17 protein-coding genes, 1 tRNA gene, 1 pseudogene and 1 CRISPR repeat array (1 of these 20 running past the window's edge) are annotated in these 19604 nt (G+C 71.4%); of the genes and pseudogenes, 10 read left to right on the forward strand and 9 right to left on the reverse strand.

Annotation, left to right across the window (positions count from 1 at the left end; all coding sequences use genetic code 11):
* Positions 1–14: 14 nt before the first annotated feature.
* Entirely contained in the window at positions 15–1199 is a 1185-nt protein-coding gene (locus tag AB8O64_RS15310; RefSeq protein ID WP_370419672.1) for a P1 family peptidase, read from the forward strand.
* A gap of 30 nt (positions 1200–1229) precedes the next feature.
* Here AB8O64_RS15310 and AB8O64_RS15315 read toward each other — a convergent pair whose 3' ends face one another.
* The 4 genes and pseudogenes from AB8O64_RS15315 to AB8O64_RS15330 form a co-directional block, all read right to left on the reverse strand.
* Positions 1230–3251 carry a fructose-specific PTS transporter subunit EIIC gene (locus AB8O64_RS15315; protein ID WP_370419673.1) on the reverse strand — a complete coding sequence of 674 codons (2022 nt, stop codon included), beginning with the start codon at positions 3249–3251 and terminating at the stop codon, positions 1230–1232.
* A gap of 179 nt (positions 3252–3430) precedes the next feature.
* Positions 3431–4378: a 1-phosphofructokinase gene (gene pfkB, locus AB8O64_RS15320; protein ID WP_370419674.1), complete on the reverse strand. Its 948-nt coding sequence runs from the start codon at positions 4376–4378 to the stop codon at positions 3431–3433.
* Entirely contained in the window at positions 4375–5136 is a 762-nt protein-coding gene (locus AB8O64_RS15325; protein ID WP_130879104.1) for a DeoR/GlpR family DNA-binding transcription regulator, read from the reverse strand. The genes pfkB and AB8O64_RS15325 overlap by 4 nt, the downstream gene beginning before the upstream one ends.
* 166 nt (positions 5137–5302) lie before the next feature.
* A pseudogene (locus AB8O64_RS15330) lies at positions 5303–6840 on the reverse strand (MFS transporter).
* 101 nt (positions 6841–6941) lie between these two features.
* Here AB8O64_RS15330 and AB8O64_RS15335 point away from each other — a divergent pair.
* Positions 6942–7913: a helix-turn-helix transcriptional regulator gene (locus tag AB8O64_RS15335; protein WP_370419675.1), complete on the forward strand. Its 972-nt coding sequence runs from the start codon at positions 6942–6944 to the stop codon at positions 7911–7913.
* 223 nt (positions 7914–8136) lie between these two features.
* Here the strand turns inward: AB8O64_RS15335 and AB8O64_RS15340 are convergent, their stop codons facing one another.
* Entirely contained in the window at positions 8137–9150 is a 1014-nt protein-coding gene (locus AB8O64_RS15340; protein WP_370419676.1) for an RNA polymerase sigma factor RpoD/SigA, read from the reverse strand.
* A gap of 574 nt (positions 9151–9724) precedes the next feature.
* Here AB8O64_RS15340 and AB8O64_RS15345 point away from each other — a divergent pair.
* Positions 9725–10144 carry a hypothetical protein gene (locus tag AB8O64_RS15345; protein ID WP_356449244.1) on the forward strand — a complete coding sequence of 140 codons (420 nt, stop codon included), beginning with the start codon at positions 9725–9727 and terminating at the stop codon, positions 10142–10144.
* 90 nt (positions 10145–10234) lie between these two features.
* On the opposite strand, the gene AB8O64_RS15350 is transcribed toward AB8O64_RS15345, so the two are convergent.
* Positions 10235–11029 carry a dioxygenase gene (locus AB8O64_RS15350; RefSeq protein ID WP_370419677.1) on the reverse strand — a complete coding sequence of 265 codons (795 nt, stop codon included), beginning with the start codon at positions 11027–11029 and terminating at the stop codon, positions 10235–10237.
* 117 nt (positions 11030–11146) lie between these two features.
* On the opposite strand from AB8O64_RS15350, the gene AB8O64_RS15355 reads away from it, so the two are divergent.
* Positions 11147–11653, forward strand: coding sequence for a MarR family winged helix-turn-helix transcriptional regulator (locus AB8O64_RS15355; protein ID WP_130879099.1), 507 nt, complete (start codon positions 11147–11149; stop codon positions 11651–11653).
* 134 nt (positions 11654–11787) lie between these two features.
* Here AB8O64_RS15355 and AB8O64_RS15360 read toward each other — a convergent pair whose 3' ends face one another.
* Together AB8O64_RS15360 and AB8O64_RS15365 are read right to left on the reverse strand one after the other, a co-directional pair.
* Positions 11788–13305: an MFS transporter gene (locus AB8O64_RS15360; protein ID WP_370419678.1), complete on the reverse strand. Its 1518-nt coding sequence runs from the start codon at positions 13303–13305 to the stop codon at positions 11788–11790.
* 181 nt (positions 13306–13486) lie between these two features.
* Positions 13487–14119 carry a TetR/AcrR family transcriptional regulator gene (locus tag AB8O64_RS15365; protein ID WP_370419679.1) on the reverse strand — a complete coding sequence of 211 codons (633 nt, stop codon included), beginning with the start codon at positions 14117–14119 and terminating at the stop codon, positions 13487–13489.
* A 261-nt stretch (positions 14120–14380) separates the two neighbouring features.
* Between AB8O64_RS15365 and AB8O64_RS15370 the strand changes: the two genes are divergently transcribed.
* From AB8O64_RS15370 to AB8O64_RS15385, 4 genes are all read left to right on the forward strand, one after another.
* Positions 14381–15649 carry a M6 family metalloprotease domain-containing protein gene (locus tag AB8O64_RS15370; RefSeq protein WP_370419680.1) on the forward strand — a complete coding sequence of 423 codons (1269 nt, stop codon included), beginning with the start codon at positions 14381–14383 and terminating at the stop codon, positions 15647–15649.
* A gap of 63 nt (positions 15650–15712) precedes the next feature.
* Positions 15713–15785, forward strand: a tRNA-Arg gene (locus tag AB8O64_RS15375).
* A gap of 154 nt (positions 15786–15939) precedes the next feature.
* Entirely contained in the window at positions 15940–16329 is a 390-nt protein-coding gene (locus AB8O64_RS15380; RefSeq protein WP_370419681.1) for an MmcQ/YjbR family DNA-binding protein, read from the forward strand.
* Positions 16330–16391: 62 nt separating this feature from the next.
* Complete coding sequence (locus AB8O64_RS15385; protein ID WP_370419682.1) at positions 16392–16628, forward strand: hypothetical protein; 237 nt, start codon at positions 16392–16394, stop codon at positions 16626–16628.
* A 68-nt stretch (positions 16629–16696) separates the two neighbouring features.
* On the opposite strand, the gene AB8O64_RS15390 is transcribed toward AB8O64_RS15385, so the two are convergent.
* Entirely contained in the window at positions 16697–17236 is a 540-nt protein-coding gene (locus tag AB8O64_RS15390) for a hypothetical protein (RefSeq protein WP_370419683.1), read from the reverse strand.
* A gap of 422 nt (positions 17237–17658) precedes the next feature.
* Between AB8O64_RS15390 and AB8O64_RS15395 the strand changes: the two genes are divergently transcribed.
* Together AB8O64_RS15395 and AB8O64_RS15400 are read left to right on the forward strand one after the other, a co-directional pair.
* A complete protein-coding gene (locus tag AB8O64_RS15395; protein WP_370419684.1) occupies positions 17659–18597 on the forward strand; it encodes a Twin-arginine translocation pathway signal in 939 nt (312 codons plus the stop codon).
* A 1-nt stretch (position 18598) separates the two neighbouring features.
* Positions 18599–18913, forward strand: coding sequence for a 4a-hydroxytetrahydrobiopterin dehydratase (locus AB8O64_RS15400; protein WP_370419685.1), 315 nt, complete (start codon positions 18599–18601; stop codon positions 18911–18913).
* A 208-nt stretch (positions 18914–19121) separates the two neighbouring features.
* A CRISPR array of direct repeats spans positions 19122–19604; the repeat unit is 29 nt; unit sequence GGGTCCATCCCCGCATGCGCGGGGAGCAG (it continues 132 nt past the right edge of the window).

The following is a 19604-nucleotide window of genomic DNA, read 5'->3' on the forward strand; positions in this document are numbered from 1 at the left end:
ATACGCATGGCCCCATGACTGACGACCGGACCGCGCAGACCGCCGGCAGCACCGACGCCCTCTTCTTCTCCTCCCCCGCCGCCGGCCCACGCCCCGGCCCCCTGGACTCCCTGACCGATGTGGCCGGACTGCGGGTCGGACACGCGCAGCGCACCGAAGGCGGGGCGCTGACCGGGACCACCGTGGTGCTCACCGAGGACGGCGGCGCGGTCGCGGCCGTGGACGTACGGGGCGGCGGGCCCGGGACGCGGGAGACCGATGCGCTCGACCCGCGCAACCTCGTCCAGCGCGTCGAGGCGGTCGTGCTCACCGGCGGCAGCGCCTTCGGGCTGGACGCCGCGTCCGGGGTGGTGGGCTGGCTGGAGGACGCGGGCCGTGGCTTCCGCGTCGGCCCGGACCCCGCCCAGGTGGTGCCCGTCGTGCCCGCGGCGGCCCTGTTCGACCTGGGCCGCGGCGGTGACTGGCGGGCCCGCCCCGACGCGGTGCTCGGCCGGGAGGCCGCCGAGGCGGCGGCCCACACGGAGACGGGGGCGCCCGTCGTGCAGGGCAACGTCGGCGCGGGCACGGGGGCGACGGTCGGCGGTCTCAAGGGCGGCATCGGCACGGCGAGCGTGGTGCTGCCGTCGGGGGTGACGGTCGCGGCCGTCGCGGCGGTCAACGCGGCGGGCTCGGCGGTCGATCCGCTGACGGGGGTGCTGTACGGGCGGCTCTTCGAGGGCCGGGTGGAGTACCCCGCCGCCGACCGCCACGCCGCCGCCCAGCAGGCCCTGGACGCCGCGCGGCGGGAGTCGGCGAAGCGCTCGGCCGCGTCCGTGCGGCCGCCGCTCAACACCACGATCGCCGTCGTCGCCACGGACGCCGTCCTGACCCGCGCCCAGGCGCAGAAGCTGGCGGGCACGTCCCACGACGGCCTGGCCCGCGCCGTCCGGCCCGTGCACCTGCTGACCGACGGTGACACCGTCTTCGCCCTGGCCACGGGTGCGCGGCCGATGGTCGGCGGGAGTGCCCCCGGGCAGCCCGATGCCCTGGAACTCAATGATCTCGAACGGGGTGTTCTCGAACTCGGCGTTCTCAACGAGATCCTGGCCGCGGGCGCGGACGTCCTCACCCGGTCCGTGGTGAAGGCCGTGCTCGCGGCGGAGGGGGTGGACGGCCCGGGCGGCGTCTTCCCCTCCTACCGCGAGTTGTACGGCGACTGAGCGGCGCCCGGACGGGGCCCGGTGTCGGGTTCAGACGGCCACGGCGACCGGGTCCCCGTCCTCGGCCCTGGCGACAGCCTTCGGCGGGACGGGCCGGCGAAGGCCCTTGAGCAGGAGCACCGCGGCGGCACTGACCAGCGTGCCCGCCGCGACGGCCAGCAGGTAGAGGAACGGCGAGCCGATCAGCGGCACCACGAAGACACCCCCGTGCGGGGCGCGCAGCGTGCAGCCGAAGGCCATGGACAGGGCGCCGGTGACCGCGCCGCCCGCCATCGCCGAGGGGATCACCCGCAGCGGGTCCGCCGCCGCGAAGGGGATCGCGCCCTCGGTGATGAAGGACGCCCCGAGCACCCAGGCCGCCTTGCCGTTCTCCCGCTCGGAGGCGGTGAAGAGCCGTCCGCGCACGGTCGTGGCCAGCGCCATCGCCAGCGGCGGGACCATACCGGCCGCCATGACCGCGGCCATCACCTTCAGGCTGCCCTCGTTGGGGTCGGCGAGGCCGCCGACGGCGAAGGCGTACGCGACCTTGTTGAGCGGACCGCCGAGGTCGGCGGCCATGAGCAGACCGAGGAGGGCGCCCAGGATGACGGCGTTGGTCCCGGACAGTCCGCCCAGCCAGTCGGTCAGGGCCTTCTGCAGCGCGGCGACGGGCTTGCCGACCACCAGGAACATCAGGAAGCCCACGACCGCCGAGGACAGCAGCGGAATCACCACGACCGGCATGATGCCGCGCAGCACGGCCGGTACGTTCAGCCGCTGTACGGCCATGACGACCGCGCCCGCGAGGAGACCGGCGATCAGGCCGCCGAGGAAGCCCGCGTCGACCGTCAGCGCGATGGAGCCGCCGACGAACCCGGGGACGAGACCCGGGCGGTCGGCCATTCCGTAGGCGATGAACCCGGCCAGGACCGGTACGAGGAACGCGAAGGCGACGCCGCCGGTCTGGAACAGCAGTGCCGCCCAGCTCGCGGACTCGGTCCACGCGAAGTGGTCGGCCACGGAGGGCGCCTTGTTGATCCCGTAGCCACCGAGGGCGAAGGCGAGCGCGATCAGCAGCCCGCCCGCCGCGACGAACGGGACCATGTAGCTGACACCGGTCATCAGCCAAGCGCGCAGCCGGGTCGCGAAGCCGTCCCCGGCGTCTGCTCCCGCGTCCATGGGGGCGGCGGGGGCCGCCCGTTCGCCGCGCGCGGCCTTCGCCCGCACCTCGGCGATCAGAGCGGCGGGCCGGTTGATGCCGGCCTTGACCCCGACGTCCACGGTCGGCAGCCCCGCGAAGCGGTCCTTGTCCCGCACCTCGACGTCGTGCGCGAAGATCACCCCGTCCGCCGCGGCGACGACCGCGGGGTCCAGTTTCACGAACCCGGCGGATCCCTGTGTCTCGACCACCATCTCCACCCCGGCGGCCCGCGCGGCCGACTCCAGGGCCTCGGCGGCCATATAGGTGTGCGCGATCCCGGTGGGGCAGGAGGTGACGGCGACGATACGGAAGGGCTGGGCGCCGGCTTCCGTCGCCTCGGCCGGCCCGCTCGCGGCCTCCCCACCGGCCTCGGGCGCCGCCTCGGCGTCGCCGTCCACCGGCTCCGCTTCGCCGTCCACCGACGCCTCCGGCTCCTCGCCACGGATCAAGGCCGCCGCCGCGCCCGGCGCCTCCGCCGCACGCAGCGCGGACGTGAACTCGGGGTCCATCAAGTGGCGGGCGAGGGCGGACAGGATCGACAGGTGGTCGGCGTCGCCGCCCGTCGGGGCCGCGATGAGGAAGATCAGGTCCGCCGGGCCGTCCGGGGCACCGAAGTCGATGCCCGCGGCGGAGCGGCCGAAGGCGAGGGTCGGTTCGGTGACGTGTGCGCTGCGGCAGTGGGGTATGCCGATGCCCCCGTCGAGGCCGGTGGGCATCTGGGCCTCGCGCGCGGCGACGTCGGCAAGGAAGCCGTCGAGGTCGGTGACGCGTCCCAGGTCCCGCATGCGTTCGGCGAGGGACCTCGCCGCGGCTTCCTTGGTCTCGGCGGACAGGTCGAGATCGACCAGGTCAGCCGTGATCAGCTCACTCATCGCGGGCTCCTTTGCTCGCGGTAGCGCCCTGCGGGCGATGTGGGGGGGGTGAAGAAGTCAGGGGACGACGGCGGGTGCGGTCTCCCGCGTCTCCCGCATCGGTGCCGGAAGGTTCCTCGGCGTCGGGGCGTGCCGTAATCGGCGGCTGCGGAGAGTCCGGTGCCCGCCCCCTCCCCCGGTCACCGCACCGGCTCCGTCAGGGCGCGGCCGGCGGGGACTTCGGAGGTGACCGTCACCGACGCCGGGTCGAGGTCCGCCGGTGTCGGCATGGCGCTGCCCGGCAGCTGTACCGCCGCCGCGCCGTGGGCGAGGGCGGCGGCGAGGGCCTCGGGGCCCGTGCCGCCCGCGGCGAGGAAGCCGGCCAGTGACGCGTCACCCGCGCCGACGTTGCTGCGCACAGATCGGACGCGTGCGGTGCCGAAGTACGTACCGGAGTCGTCGACCAGCAGTTGGCCGTCCGCGCCGAGGCTGGCCAGTACCGCCCGCGCGCCCAGGCCGCGCAGTTCGTCCGCCGCCTCGGCCGCGTCGCCGACCGTGGCGAGCGGGCGGCCGACGGCCTGCGACAGCTCCTCCGCGTTGGGCTTGACGACGTCCGGGCGCATCCGCAGCGCGGCGGTCAGCGAGGGGCCGGAGGTGTCCAGGGCGATGCGGGCGCCGACGTCGTGGGCGCGGGCCACCAGGTGCCCGTACCACTCGGGGGCGAGCCCGCGCGGGAGGCTGCCGCAGCAGGCGATCCAGTCGGCGCCCGCCGACCGGTCCCGCACGGCCGTCAGCAGCGACTCCGCCTCCACGCGGCCCAGTTCGGGACCGGCGGCGTTGACCTTCGTGAGGGTGCCGTCCGGTTCGGCGACGGCGATGTTGACCCGGGTCGAGCCCCGCACGGGCACGCCCGCCACGTCGATGCCGAGGTCGCCGAGCAGCCGCGTCAGCAGCGCGCCCTCCGGCCCGCCGAGCGGCAGCACCGCCACCGTGCGGTGCCCGGCGGCGGCCAGCGCGCGCGAGACGTTGACGCCCTTGCCGCCGGGGTCGACGCGGTCGGTGGCGGCCCGCAGCACCGCGCCGCGCTCCAGCCGGGGGATCTCGTACGTACGGTCCAGGCTCGGGTTGGGGGTGACGGTGAGGATCACGCGCGGACCGTCCGGGTGCCGGCGCGCTCGATGGCGAGGGCGTCCTCGGGGGCGAGGCCGGTGTCGGTGATCAGCACGTCCACGTCGGCGAGATCCCCGAAGCGCGCGAAGTGCCGGCGGCCGAACTTGCCGGAGTCGGCGAGGAGCACCACCCGCCGCGCGGCCCCGACGGTCGCCCGTTTGACGGCGGCTTCGGCCAGGTCCGGGGTGGTGAGGCCGTCATCGACGGAGAAGCCGTTGGTCGCGAGGAAGACGACATCGGCGTTGATCTCGGCGTAGGCACGCAGCGCCCACGCGTCGACGGCCGCGCGGGTGCGGTGCCGCACCCGTCCGCCGACGAGGTGGAGGGAGATGCCGGGATGGTCGGCGAGGCGGGCGGCGACGGGCAGGGCGTGGGTGACGACGGTGAGTTCGCACTCCAGCGGGAGGAGACCCGCGAGCCGCGCGGCCGTCGTACCGGCGTCGATGATCACGCTGCCGCCGGCGGGCAGTTCGGCGAGCGCGGCCCGGGCGATGGCGTCCTTCTCGTCCGCCGCCGTGCTCTCGCGCTCGGCGAGGTCCGGTTCGAAGTCGAGCCGTCCGACGGGAATCGCGCCGCCGTGCACCCGGCGCAGCAGACCGGCCCGGTCCAGGGCCTTGAGGTCGCGCCGGACGGTCTCGGAGGTGACCTGGAACTCCTCGGCGAGCGACAGCACGTCCACCCGGCCGCTCTCGCGGGCGAGGCGAAGGATCTCCTGCTGACGCTCCGGTGCGTACATGTGGTTTTACGTCCGTTCGATGCCCGACCCTGTGGTTTCGCCGTCAGATTACGACCCTGGTTCCGGAAAGTAAACAGACTCGGGCATCGAACGGACGGAAACGGGCCCGGTCGGATCACCGACCGGGCCCGTGCCCTCCCCCGGGGTCCCGGAGCGCGCGGAGGCGTTACCGCTTCAGCAGTTCCTTCTCGGCCTCCTGGGCCGGAACGGCGGCACGGGGCAGAACCGTCTCCTCGACGGCGCTCTCGGCCTCCCCCTCGGCCGCCTCATGGTGCTTCGACCGCTTCGGCAGCAGGAACATCAGCGTGAAGACCGCGAGCAGACCGCCCGCGACCCACCACATGGCGTGCGTGAACGCGCCCCCGAAGATGTCCGACGGCGTCTCGCGGCGCGGGTCGGCGTCGTCCACGACACCGAAGAAGGCCACGGAGACCAGGCCCAGACCGATGGCGTTGCCGAGCTGCTGGGTCGTGTTGATCAGGCCGGAGGCCGAGCCCGCGTGCGCGCGGGGCACCTCGGACAGCACGGCGTCCGTGATCGGGGCGACGATCAGGCCCATGCCCAGACCCATCACGGCCAGCGGCAGCGCCATCTGCCAGACCGGATGTCCGCGCCGTAGTGGCCGGCCTCCCAGATGTAGGTCAGCACGCCCGCCGCCATCACCAGCGCACCCGCCTGCAGCACCTTGCGCCCGTACTTGGGCACCAGCTTCTGCACGGACAGGCCCGCCGCCACGGAGATCGCCAGCGAGAACGGAATGCCCGTCAGACCCGAGCGCAGCGCCGACCAGCCCAGCCCGAGCTGCATGTACAGCGTCCAGACCAGGAAGAAGATGCCGGACGCGACACCGAAGGTCAGCTGCACGCCGATGCCCGCCGCGAAGCTCTTGACCTTGAACAGCGACAGCTCGACGAGCGGTGAGCCGTCCTTGCGCGTCTTGTACCGCTCGTACGCGATGAACGCCGCGAGCATCGGCACCGAGCCGGCCATGGAGACGAAGCCCCACAGCGGCCAGTCGTGCTCCCGGCCCTGGGTCAGCGGGTAGAGCAGCATCAGCAGCGCGGCACTGGCCAGGGCCACGCCGACGAGGTCCAGGCGCAGCGCCCTGGGCGCCTTGGACTCCGTGATGAAGTGACGGCCCAGGAGCAGTCCGGCGATGCCGACGGGCACGTTGATCAGGAAGATCGGCCGCCACTCCAGGCCGAAGAGGTTCCACTGGGTCAGCAGCGCGCCGAGCAGCGGGCCGGAGACCGCGCCGAGGCCCATGACCGCGCCGAACATCCCGAAGACCTTGCCGCGCTCGTGGGCGGGGAAGGTCACGTGCACGATGGACAGCACCTGAGGCACCATCAGCGCGCCCATGGCGCCCTGGAGCACCCGTGCGGCCACCAGCAGCTGCGGGTCGGCCGCGACGCCGCAGAGCATCGAGGCGAGGGTGAACCCGCCCATGCCCAGCAGGAAGACCTTCTTGCGGCCGTAGATGTCACCGAGCCGGCCGCCCGTGATCAGGCCTATGGCGAACGCGAGCGCGTATCCCTCGCTGAGCCACTGCAGGACACTGAAGGAGGCGCCGATGTCGCGCTGGATGCTGGGCATCGCGATGTTGACGATGGTGACGTCGACCAGGTCCATGAAGGACGCGGTCATCACCACCGCGAGTGCCAGCCAGCGGCGGCGGTCGACGGGCGGCGAGTCGGTGGTCATTGCTGTACGGCCTTTCCTGGCATTTCACTTCCGGGGACGTCGACGAAGCTAACTTCCATGTAGGACATCTTGTGTCCCATATGCCTGCCAAGCTGGGTGTCATGAGCGACACACCGGCACGGTTGCTGAATCTCCTCTCCTTGCTCCAGACGCCCCGCGAATGGCCGGGCAGCGAGCTCGCCGAGCGGCTCGGGGTCAGCTCGCGGACGATCCGCCGGGACATCGAGCGGCTGCGGGACCTCGGATATCCGGTGCAGGCCTCGATGGGCGCGGAGGGCGGGTACCGGCTGGCCGCGGGCGCCGCCATGCCACCCCTCGTCCTGGACGACGAGGAGGCCGTCGCCATCGCCGTGGGCCTGCGCGCCGGGGCCGGTCACGCCGTGGACGGCATCGAGGAGGCGTCCGTACGGGCCCTCGCCAAGCTGGAGCAGGTCCTGCCGTCCCGGCTGCGGCACCGCGTCGCCGCCCTCCAGGCCGCGACGGTGCCGCTCGTGGGCGGCGACGGCGCGAGCGTCGACCCGCGCACGCTGACGGTGATGGCCTCGGCCGCCACCGGGCACGAGCGGCTGCGCTTCGCCTACCGCACGGGCGACGGGACCGGGACCCGGCGGCTGGTGGAGCCGCACCAGCTGGTCAGCACCGGGCGCCGCTGGTACCTCGTCGCCTACGACATCGACCGCGACGACTGGCGGACCTTCCGCGTCGACCGGGTCAGCGAACCGTTCGCCACCGGGGCGCGGTTCACACCGCGTGAGCTGCCGGCGGCGAACGCCGCCGAGTTCATGAGCCGGTCCCTCTCCCGCCTCCAGCCGACCTACCGGGTCGTGGCGACGCTGCACGCGCCCGCCGCGTTCGTCGCCGCCCGGCTGCAGTCCTCCCTCGGCACCCCGGTGCCGATCGACGAGAACACCTGCCGGCTGGACGTCACGGTCGTGGACTCGCTGGAGTGGGTGGCCTTCCGGCTCGCTCTGATCGACTGCGAGTTCGAGGCGCACGAGCCGCCCGAGCTGGTGGACCATCTGCGTGACCTGGGCGCCCGCATCACCCGCGCGGCGGGTGCGACAGGGCCGTGACCCGTGCGCCCCGGCGGGGCAGCCCGCCCGGCTTCGCGAACCCGCCGTCATGCTCGCAGACCGTAGAACGGCGGACCCGGCCGCGCACACCGCCGTACGGGCGCCCTGGCGCCGCCGAGGGCGAACCGGCCCTGGGAAGGGCCGGGGCAAAGGGAAGGGCCCCGACGCAGGGGGGGGTAGCGCCGGGGCCCGGTCTATGGGGTTATGTCCAGCATATGCCCTTTTAGGCCGCTGCGTCGAAACCGGTGTCGTGAGCCATCTTCTTCAGCTCCAGCAGCGCGTGCTTCTCGATCTGCCGGATCCGCTCACGGGTGAGGCCGTGCTGCTTGCCGACCTCGGTCAGCGTGCGCTCCCGCCCGTCCTCGATGCCGTAGCGCGCCTTGATGATCGACGCGGTGCGGTGGTCGAGACGGCTGATGAGATCCTCCAGCTCCTCGCTGCGCAGCAGCGTGAGCACGGACTGCTCCGGGGACACGGCGGAGGTGTCCTCCAGCAGGTCACCGAACTGGGTCTCGCCCTCGTCGTCCACGTGCATGTTGAGGCTGACGGGGTCGCGGGCCCAGTCCAGCACGTCACCGACGCGCTCCGGCGTGGAGCCCAGCTCGGCGGCGATCTCCGCGTGCTCGGGGTCGCGGCCGTTCTCCCGGTTGAACTCGCGCTGCACCCGGCGGATCCGGCCCAGCTCCTCGACCAGGTGCACGGGCAGCCGGATCGTCCGGGACTGGTCGGCGATGGACCGGGTGATGGCCTGACGGATCCACCACGTGGCGTACGTGGAGAACTTGAACCCCTTGGCGTAGTCGAACTTCTCCACCGCGCGCACCAGGCCGGCGTTGCCCTCCTGGATCAGATCCAGGAGCGGCAGCCCGCTGCGCGGGTAGCGACGGGCGACGGCCACGACGAGGCGCAGGTTCGACTTGATGAAGACGTCCTTGGCGCGGGCACCCTCGGCGGCTATCGCCTCGAGCTCCTCGCGGGACGCGGACGCGGTCGCGGAATCGCCGTCGGGGCTCTCCACGAGGCCGTCGAGAAGCTGCTGGGCGTAGACGCCCGCCTCGATGGTCTGGGACAGCTCCACTTCCTTGGCGGCGTCGAGCAGGGGTGTACGCGCGATCTCGTCGAGGTACATGCCGACCAGGTCGCGGTCGGCGATCTCCCCGCCTACGGCGCGAACACTGCTTGCCCTGTCAGGCCCCTTGTCGGCGGTCTGACGGCGGGCGACGGCACGGGTTGCCATGCGTGCTCCCTTTGCGATGAGTCGGTCGCGGGACGGTGGGACCCCCGGCGAGCGCCCCGGAAAACCGGGGAGGACCCGAGAGACCCGAGAGGTACAGCCTCTTCTCGGGTGCCCCATCCGATGGAAAGAACGACTGGAATCCGGACAGAATTCCCGCGAGTCTTCTTCATTTTTCTGATCATGCAGTACCCTGTGCGGCCGCAGAGGGTGGGCAGGTGCCACCGAGGCCGACGGAAGCGCAGGTCAGGCCGGGTTCCGAGGCCGGCCCCAGCGCCCCCACGGACCTCTGCCACCACGGGGTCCATGAGACGGCCGTCACCATCGACGCCGCTCCGTTCAGACCGGAAGAGCGCTGCCACTGACTGCTCTCCTACCCCACAAGACGACCCGTACCGCATTCCGGTTGCCCCAGAAGTCCCGGAAGGCCGGATTCTTCACCGCTGCCACCGCCACTGCCGCTGCCGCCCGGCGCCGGGCACCGTCGGCCGCCCGTGATCGAGTTGCCGCCGCCCTGACGCGGGTGTGCCCTGGTGGGAAGGGGTGGGGCAAGAGAGACGAGAGAGAGGGGACCGCCATGCCGACGCACCCGGCTCTGCCCGGACACCACCGTCACGAAGGCCCGGGCCCGGTCACCGGAATCGCGCACCGCACCTCCCGGTCCACCTGGGCGGTGCCCGTCACCGGCGGTGTCGTCCTCGGCCTGTACACCGTCTTCCTCGCCGACGACAACGGCGCCTCCACCCTGCACGCCTGGATGATCGGCCTCGTCGCGGGGCTGGTCGCGATGGGCGCCGGATACGTGCTGATCAAGGAGCGGGCCAAGATGATCGCCGAGGTCAGGGCCGCGGCGTTCGGCGCGCTGTTCGGCATCAGCCTCGGCTTCCTCTACAGCCTCACCCAGGTCTCGGTGCTGCGCGCCTCGCTGTTCGGGTTCTTCCTGGGCGGGGCGATGGCCGTGGTCTCGTACTACGTCTTCTACATGCACGAGCACTGAGCGGGCGCCAGCCCCTTCTCCGGCTCGCCACAGGGCAGTTCGCGGGCCTCGGCCGCATCACCGGCCGAGGCCCGCGGGCGTGCGTGCCCGCTAGCCGAACTGCACCGAACGTTTCGCCAGCCCCATCCAGAATCCGTCGATGACGGTGCGCTGCCGGTCGAGTTCACCCTCGGCGGCGCCCAACGTGACGAAGAGCGGGGCGAAGTGCTCGGTACGCGGGTGTGCCAGGCGCCCTGCCGGTGACTTGTTCTCGAAGTCCAGCAGCGCGTCGACGTCCTGCCCGCCCAGGGCCTCGCGCCCCCACGCGTCGAACTCCGCCGACCAGGCGGGCGGACCGGACCCCGCGTGCCGCAGCGCCGCGAGGTTGTGGGTGAAGAACCCGCTGCCGACGATCAGCACCCCCTCGTCCCGCAACGGCGCCAGCTTGCGCCCGATCTCCATCAGCCGCCGCGGGTCGAGCGTGGGCATGGACACCTGGAGCACGGGGATGTCGGCGCCCGGGTACATCTCGACCAGCGGCACGTACGCGCCGTGGTCGAGGCCCCGGTCCGGGATGTCCTGCACGGGCGTACCGGCGCCGCGCAGCGTCCTGCGTACCCGCTCGGCCAGCTCCGGGGCGCCGGGGGCGGCGTACCGGACACGGTAGTAGTGCTCCGGGAAGCCCCAGAAGTCGTGGACGAGCGGCACCGACTCCGTCGCACCCAGGGCGAGCGGGACCTCTTCCCAGTGAGCGGAGATCATCAGGATGGCGGCGGGCCGGGGCAGCCCGGCGGACCAGGCAGCGAGCTGGCCGGGCCACAGCTCGTCGTCGGCGAGGGGCGGCGCGCCGTGGGAGAGGTAGAGAGCGGGCATCCGCCCGCCGGTCGGGGTCGCGGTGGCCGGCATGGCCCCTCCAGAGTCCTCATACTTGAACTATCAAGCTCTACTCCTGAACCTTAACTCTGCATCGTTGAAACTTCAAACATTCGCTTCGGAGGAAGCACGGATGAAACAGTGGATGGCATGACCAACCAATCCGCGGGGGGCCCGCCCGAGCCCCGCTGGCTCAGTGACGAGGAGCAGGCCGTCTGGCGGGCGTACCTGCATGCCACGACGCTCCTCGAAGACCACCTGGACCGCCAGCTCCAGCGCGACGCCGGAATGCCGCACGTCTACTACGGCCTGCTGGTGCACCTCTCCCAGGCACCACGCCACCGGCTCCGGATGACCGAGCTCGCCCAGGACGCCAAGATCACCCGCTCCCGGCTCTCGCACGCGGTCGCCCGCCTGGAGAAGAACGGCTGGGTCCGCCGCGAGGAGTGCCCTTCCGACAAGCGCGGCCAGCTGGCCGTTCTGACGGACGAGGGGTACGAGATGCTGAAGAGGTCGGCCCCCGGCCATGTCGCCGCCGTCCGGGCGGCCATCTTCGACCGTCTCGCACCGGAGCAGGTGGCCCAGCTCGGCGACATCTGCCGGACCATCCAGGCGGGCCTCCAGCCCGAGGGCGGCGACCTCCCGTGGACCCGCTGATGTGCTTAGCCACCCCGTCCCGACGCGTCACCGCCGGGCAGCGCGAAGGCCCCCCGCCGTGACGGCGAGGGGCCTTGCGTGTGTCCGCGTGTCGCGCGCGGGGGTCTTCCGCGCGCTGTGACTCAGTCGGCCACTCAGTGCGCCATGACCGGGATCTTCTCGACGCCCGCGTCGGCACCTTCGCCCGCACCCGCACCGGCGGCCGACGGGCCGCCCTGGTGACCGGCGTTGACGAAGGCGACCGCGACGGCCGCGGCCAGCGTGAGCAGCCCGGCGGCCCACCAGATCGCGATGGAGTAGCCGTGCACCATCGAGTTGAGCTGGAGCAGCTTCGGGTTGCCCGCACCCGCCTTGTGCGAGGAGGCGTACGCGTTGGTGGCACTGGTGGCGATGGTGTTGAGCAGCGCGGTACCGATGGCGCCGCCGACCTGCTGCGAGGTGTTGACCATCGCCGAGGCGACACCGGCGTCACGGGCCTGGACGCCGTGCGTGGACAGGCTCATGGCCGGCATGAAGGCCGTACCCATGCCGAGGCCCATCATGAGCAGACCGGGCAGCACCACGAAGGTGTACGAGCTGTCCAGGCTGATCTGCGTGAGCAGCACCATGCCGAGGGCCGCGAGCAGGAAGCCCGGACCCATCAGCCAGCGCGCCGGGACCCGGGTCATCAGCCGGGCGCCGATCTGCGTGGAACCGGCGATCATCGTGACGATCATCGGGAGGAACGCGAGACCGGTCTTGACCGGCGAGTAGCCCCGGACGACCTGGAGGTAGTAGGTCAGGAACAGGAACAGGCCGAACATCGCGATGGCGGCGAGACCGAGGGAGACGTAGACGCCACCGCGGTTGCGGTCGGTCAGCACACGCAGCGGCAGCAGCGGGGCCTTGACCTTCTTCTCCACGACCAGGAAGGCGTACAGCAGCACCGCCGAGGCGATGAACAGCCCGATGGTCATGCCGGACGTCCAGCCGTCGGTCTCGGCGCGGGTGAAGCCGTAGACGAGCGAGACCAGGCCGAGGGTGGCCAGGATGACGCCGGGGATGTCGAGCTTCGAGGGGTTGCGGCTGCCGGCGGGCTCGTGGATCACGGCGATCGCGCCGAGCGCGGCGACGACGGCGAAGGGGATGTTCACGAAGAACGTCCAGCGCCAGTTCAGGTACTCGGTGAACAGACCGCCGAGGATGAGGCCGACGCCACCACCGGCACCGGCGATGGCACCGAAGATGCCGAACGCCTTGGCGCGCTCCTTCGCCTCGGTGAAGAGCACGGCGAGCAGCGACAGGGCCGCCGGCGCGAGCAGCGCGCCGAAGACACCCTGCAGGGCGCGGGCGCCCAGCAGCATCCCGGTGTTGACCGCGGCGCCACCGAGGGCCGAGGCGGCCGCGAAGCCGACCAGACCGACGACGAACGCGCGCTTACGGCCCCACAGGTCGGAGACGCGGCCACCGAAGAGCAGCAGTCCGCCGAAGGCGAGGGCGTAGGCCGTGATGACCCACTGCCGGTTGCCGTCCGAGATCCCGAGGTCGTCCTGGGCGGAGGGCAGCGCGATGTTCACGATGGTCGCGTCGAGGACGACCATCAGCTGGGCGAGGGCGATGAATATGAGCGCTTTCCAGCGCCTGGGGTCAGGAGTGGTGGCGGAGTCTTGCATGGAACGGCCTGCCTAAGTGGTGCGAAGGGCGGTACGAGGAGGGGGGTGAGGCGAAGTCAGGGGCGGTCGGGGATCGAAGCGGCGGGGCGGACGCGGGCACGACGGACCCACGGGGCGCGGGCTCGGAAGGCGCGGCCCGGCCGCCGTACCGGACGGAGCTGGCTATGAAGCGGGTCCTTACTTATGACGACTTATGACGCAGGTCCTGCAAGGTCGCGGCGCAGCCGGGAAGCCGGGAACGCGCCGGTGCCATCAACCCGTCCAGGAACAGCTGCAGATGCCGGTGCACGAACTGCTCGAAGTTCACACAGCCACTGCCGGGCAACGGCCTGGTGAGCTGAGTGAGGGCCACCATCAGGTCGCCGACCGCGATGTCGTCGCGCAACTGCCCGGCAGCGCGGGCCGCGGCCATCAACGCCTCGGTGTCACGCTCGAGTCGGTCACGGGCCTCGACCAGGTCCGGGTGCTCATGGTCGACGCCGTCGGCGAGCAACGGACAGAGCGCACCGATGCGCTCGTCGGCCGCGGCATGGACGAAGCGCCTCAACGCGAGGAAAGCATCGGGCTCCTCAGCTCGTGCAGTCTCGGCCTGTTCCGCGATGCGGGCCATCACCGAGAGGGTGACATGGTGGATCAGCTCATAGCGATCCGCGAAGTGCCGGTACAGCGTGGCATTGCCGACCCCGGCCCGTCGAGCGATTTCATCGAGGTGGACATCGGCCCCGTGCTCGACGAGCGTCTCGCGGGCGGCGGCGATGATCCGCTCCCGGTTGCGCAGGGCGTCGGCACGGAGGCGGGGCTGCGGTGCTGCCACGGCGAGGCACTCCTTTCGATCCGGTTCCGATCCCGGTTCAGCTAACCGGGGAGAAGTTCCCCGTTTGACGGGGACGCTTCGTTAAACGGGGAGATCCTCCCCGGATATTTCGCCTCCGGTTGTGACGTGCGCCTCACCCGACCCGGTGGTCGCCCATGCCCCATCTGCCGCACTCCAGCGGGCGGTCGCACACACAGCGACACAGGGTGGACACAGAGAGCACCCGGGTCGCGGGTCGCGTGTGCCACGGAGGTGACCGACATGAAGTCCCTGGCCATGCTGGTCATGGTGATCACCGCGCTGGCGCTCACCTCACCCGTGCCCTCCCAGGCGGACGCGCCCCCGTCGGTCGCCGCGACCGACGCCGGTCACGCCCCCGACATGACGGGCCGGCTCCCCTCCGGCCCCTGCGCGCTCACCACGGTCACCAACGAGGTGTCCGAGGGCTCCCGTACCCCCCGCGGCTACGCGCGCTCCAGCGGCACGGTCCGGGCCGTCACCTTCCTCATCGACTTCCCCGACGCCCCCGCCCAGGTCCCCCCGCACCGGCGCTACGCCGAGTTCTTCCCGGCCGTCACCGACTACTACCGCGCCAGCTCCTACGGCCGCCTCGACTACCGCTCCACCCCGGTCCTGCGCTGGATCCGCATGTCACGCCCCTACACGTCGTACGGCCTGGAGCGCGGCGCCCCCTTCGACGTGGACCGCGACGACGGCTACCACGCCCTCTCGCGCGAGATCCTCGCCGCGGTCGACCACACCGTCGACTTCCGGGACTTCGACCTCGTCAACGTCCTGGCCACGGCCAACGCCGGCCCGCCCGCCGTCGAGGACGTCCGGTCCGTGACCTTCGCCGGAACCCCCACCGGGCTGCGCGCGGACGACGGCGCCCAGTTCAAGAACGTCTCCTTCATCTGGAGCAGCCAGACCGGCAACAGCCCCTACCGCGTCCTCAACCACGAGAACGCCCACAGCTTCGGCCTCCCCGACCTCTACTACGCCCGCAACGACAACCCGCTGGACACCCCCGTCGGCCACTGGGACCTCATGGACGAGGACTGGGGCCCGTCCAACGACTTCCTGGCCTGGCACAAGTGGAAGCTCGGCTGGCTGGCCCCCGACCAGGTCCACTGCGCCGACTCCCCCGGCACCCGCACCCTGACCCTCACCCCCACCTCGGCCGACGGCGGCCCCAAACTGATCGTCGTCCCCCTCTCCCCCACCCGCGCCATCACCCTCGAAGCCCGCGCCCCCGGCCTCCTCGACCACACGGTCTGCCGCCCCGGCGTCCTCGTCACCACCATCGCCTCCGACATCCCCACCGGCTCCGGCCCCATCCGTACCTCGGACGCCACCCCGCGCAGCCCCGGCTGCTACACCCACGACCTCAACGTGAACGCGCCCCTGAGCGACGCGACCTACGTGGCGGGCCAGCGCTGCGCGGCGGCGGGCGTCACCATCGAGGTCCTGGGCCAGGACGAGGCAGGCAACTGGCAGGTAACCCTGACGACCACCCCGCGCCAGGCCTGACCACCAAGATGCCCGGCACCCTGACCCGCCCACCCCACCACCCGCTACACTGACGGCGGCCCCGCCTCCGTAGCTCAGGGGATAGAGCACCGCTCTCCTAAAGCGGGTGTCGGCAGTTCGAATCTGCCCGGGGGCACATTGCCTGACCAGGCAAAACGCCTGACGAAAGCCCCCCGGACCTTGTCCGGGGGGCTTTGTCGTCCCCTTGCGGGGACAGATGGGGGACGGGCTTACCACCGCCCAAGCCACCGGCTCCTCGATGCGGGGTAGCCGGGCGCCATACTGACCCCATGACCCCGGACGAGCTCAGGGCGACGTGCCTGAACCTGAACGGCACGGCGGAGGAATTCCCCTTCCCGCGCCACCCCGAGGTCTGCACCTTCAAGGTCGGCGGCAAGATCTTCGCCCTGACGACGCTCACCGCTTCTCCCCTGACCGTGAGCCTCAAATGCGACCCGGAACTCGCCGTGCGGCTCCGGGACGCCCACCCGGAGATCGTCCCGGGCTATCACCTGAACAAGCGGCACTGGAACACGGTGACGCTGGAGGGCGGCTCGCTGCCGGACACCTTCGTACGGGAAATGATCGAGGACTCGTACGACCTCATCGTCGCCGCCCTGCCCCGGGCGAAGCGTCTGCTGCTGGACTGGCCGGGAGAGCGATCCGAGCGGTCGGAGTAGCCTGGAATCACCGGCACCCACCGCGCCCGGATACCGGTCCCTGCCCAAGGGATGTGAGCACCATGACGATCGTCATCAGCTTGGCCGTGATCGTCCTGATGGCCGCCGTAGCGGTCTTCGCGATCTACGCCTTGGAGGCCCGCCGCGACGATCACCTCGTCGACTTCAAGTTCAGCGACGCCGTCCCCAACCTCCACGAGCGGCACGCCGACGAGGTCGACCACCCGGAGCGGCTCCACGCCCACCGGCATCACGGGCTCCACCTGCACGGCCCGCGGGGCGGCGGCCGGCACGCGTAGCCAAGCCACCGAGCAAGGAGCCCTCTGTCCGAAGGGACGGAAGGGCTCCGGCTATGCGCTGCGGCTGTTCACCGCGTTCGGCCTTCGCATCGGGAAGCGGTCAGCCTCCGCACGGCATCCACGTCGCACAGATCGCCTTCACCCTCCGGCGGCGAAAGCAGCCAGTGCGTACCCGGCGGCTCTGCACGGTGCGCGGCCGGGACCCCGAGGTAGTGGTCCCGGCCCAGACACTCGAAGCCGGGATCGGCCCACTCCTCGGCGGTACCGGGCGGTACGAGTGCGTAGTACCAACGACGCGCCGGGTCGGCGATGACCGCACCGTGGATGCCCATCCCATGGAAAGCCCGCTCGACGGACTGCCGCGACACGGCCTCATCCGACACAGTCGCAGCGAGGTCATGAACAAGAGCAGCGGGCAACCGGACCGCCTCGAAGTGGATACCCGTGCGGATCACAGCGGGCTCGTCCCGCATCCAGGCCTCACGGCCAACTGAAGGATGCACCTCCCGCGAGATCAGCCACCGTGAGGAGAGCCTGTTCAGGGTCAGCCCCATGGGGTCGTCGGATCGTGTCTCGGTACTGGCTTTTTGGCCGCGTTTCCTGGTCACACCTGGATGATGGTGCTGCACGACAAGCCGCAACTAGGCCTGCGGGCGGCCATTTCGCGGCCACTCGACGGCCATGTCCGGGAGTGCGACTCATGACACCTCAGACTCCGTGCACAGGCTCCAACGACGTACTGAGAGCTGCCAGGCTGAAACGGGGATGGCGATCGGGCGAAGCCGCGGCTCGTGGAGTGACCGCCGCGGGGCGGGAGGCGCTCGGCGACCCACACTTCGAGGTGTCGACCCGGACCTGGCGCAGATGGGAGTCCGGTCGACCCGGGTGGCCACGCGAGGACTACGCGGTCGCACTCCATTCCGCGTTCGGCCGTTGGCCCGAGGCCCTCGGGTTCTCCGCTCCGGTCGGATGGATCCGCGCAGATCACCAGGAAGGGGCGCCAGCGGTGAATCGACGCGCGTTCGTATCGGTGACCGCCGCCGCCCTCACCGCCGGACCGATCGCACCGCGACACGTCGACCCCGCCCTCATCGACTACTTCGAGCAGCAGCTTGAGGGCCACTACCGCGCGGACATGCTGCTCGGACCGCACGACCTCATCGGCACCGTTTCCGCACAGTACGAACTCATCGATCGCCTGGTACGTGCGGCCACAGGCGAGACCCGCCGGGGCCTGCTGCGGGTGGGCGCCGCCTACGCGGCACTGGTGGGCTGGCTCTACCAGGACGCCGGCGACCTCGGGGCCGCCTCGTTCTGGCGTGGAACGACGCAGGAGATCGCGATGCGGTCCCGGGACCCACACCTGATCGCATACTCACTGGTGAACCAGGCACAGGTGCGCACCGACCTCGGCGACGGGCACGGAGTCGTCGACCTCTGTGAAGCAGCCCTCGACGGATCCGGCCGACTCGCTCCGAAGGTCAAGGTGATGGCGATCCAGCAGCAGGCACACGGCGCCAGCCTGATCAACGACCGCGCTGCTGTCGACCGCCTCATCGACCAAGCCGACGAGCTCCTCGCCCGAGTCGATGACGACCTTCCCTGGGGCAATGCCTGTCGGCGTACGCCGGGCTACCTCGAAGTGCAGCGGGCGACCTGTTACGGCCGACTGGGGCTGGGTTTTGAGGCCGACTCCCTGTGGAGGCAAGTACTCGCCATCGTCCCGACGACGGCACGGCGGGATCGCGGCGTGTACCTTGCCCGACATGCGACGGCAGCGGCGATCGCACGGGAGCCGGATCACGCCGTCGCAATCGCACGCGAGGCGGTACAGATCGCGGTCGACACCGGATCGGAGCGGATGCGCCGCGAGTTGACGACGCTGCGGCGCAGGATGAGCCCGTGGCACGATGCCCCCGTAGGGCACGACCTCGACGAGGTCCTGGCGCCTGTGGCAGCGAGGGGATGACGTGGCGGAGGCAATCGTCCCACTGACGGACGCGGAGATCACGGAGCATCTGCGGGAGCTTCCCGGCTGGCAGCGGTCGGGGGATGAGATCACCCGCACCTTCGGTATCCGGTACCACGGAGGCGTGGCGCTGATCGTGCACGTCGCGGACATCGAGCGGCTGATCGGTCACCACGCGGACATCGACCTCCGCTGGGACCGCATCCGCTTCGGCATCACCACACACGACGCGGGCCACCGGCTCACTGTCGCGGACTTCGACCTGGCCAAGCGCATCGACGCGATCGCGGCAGCCCACGAGGCGCGTCCCGTGTGACCTTGAAGGGCGCAACTGTCTTTCAGATGCGGACGGGCAGCCCTTCGCTCTCGGTGGACCACCGGTTCATCCCCCGCAGGCGCGGGGCGCAGTGGGTGACGGTGACGCGGTCGGACACGGAGGCGGCTCCTTCTTTGCGGGGGTGGGGAACAGTTTCTCCGGAAGGACGGCAAGCACTGCGGTCGGCCAGACGTGGCCGTCGGCCCATCCCACAGACGCGGGGAACAGGTCGCTCGCTGCGAGCTCAGGGTCCATCTCGTAGGCGCGGGGAGCAGTGGCGCACGCCGTGGGCGGGGTCGGGATGGTCGGGTTCACCCCCGCAGGCGCGGGGAGCAGCTGAAGATGCTTTGAGCCGCTGCTTGGATGAAGGGTCCATCCCCGCAGGCGCGGGGAGCAGATGAAGGACTTCGTTCTCGAACGGGTTCCCTCGGGCCCATCCCCGCGGGGGCGGGGAGCAGACGGCCGGAAGCGTGGGCGGCGTCAGCTTCACGGGTCCATCCCCGCACGCGCGGGAGCAGTGGAGGATGGCGTCCGCTGGCATCACATGGATGGGTCCATCCCCGCATGCGCAGGGAGCAGATCTCTATGGCTTCGCCCTGGGTGACGACCTTGGGTCCATCCCCGCATGCGCGGGGAGCAGTGGTCGGCGAGGTGGTTGAACCTCTTGAGCTTGGGTCCATCCCCGCATGCG

It is taken from the genome of Streptomyces sp. QH1-20 (assembly GCF_041283565.1).
Classification (GTDB): domain Bacteria; phylum Actinomycetota; class Actinomycetes; order Streptomycetales; family Streptomycetaceae; genus Streptomyces; species Streptomyces syringius.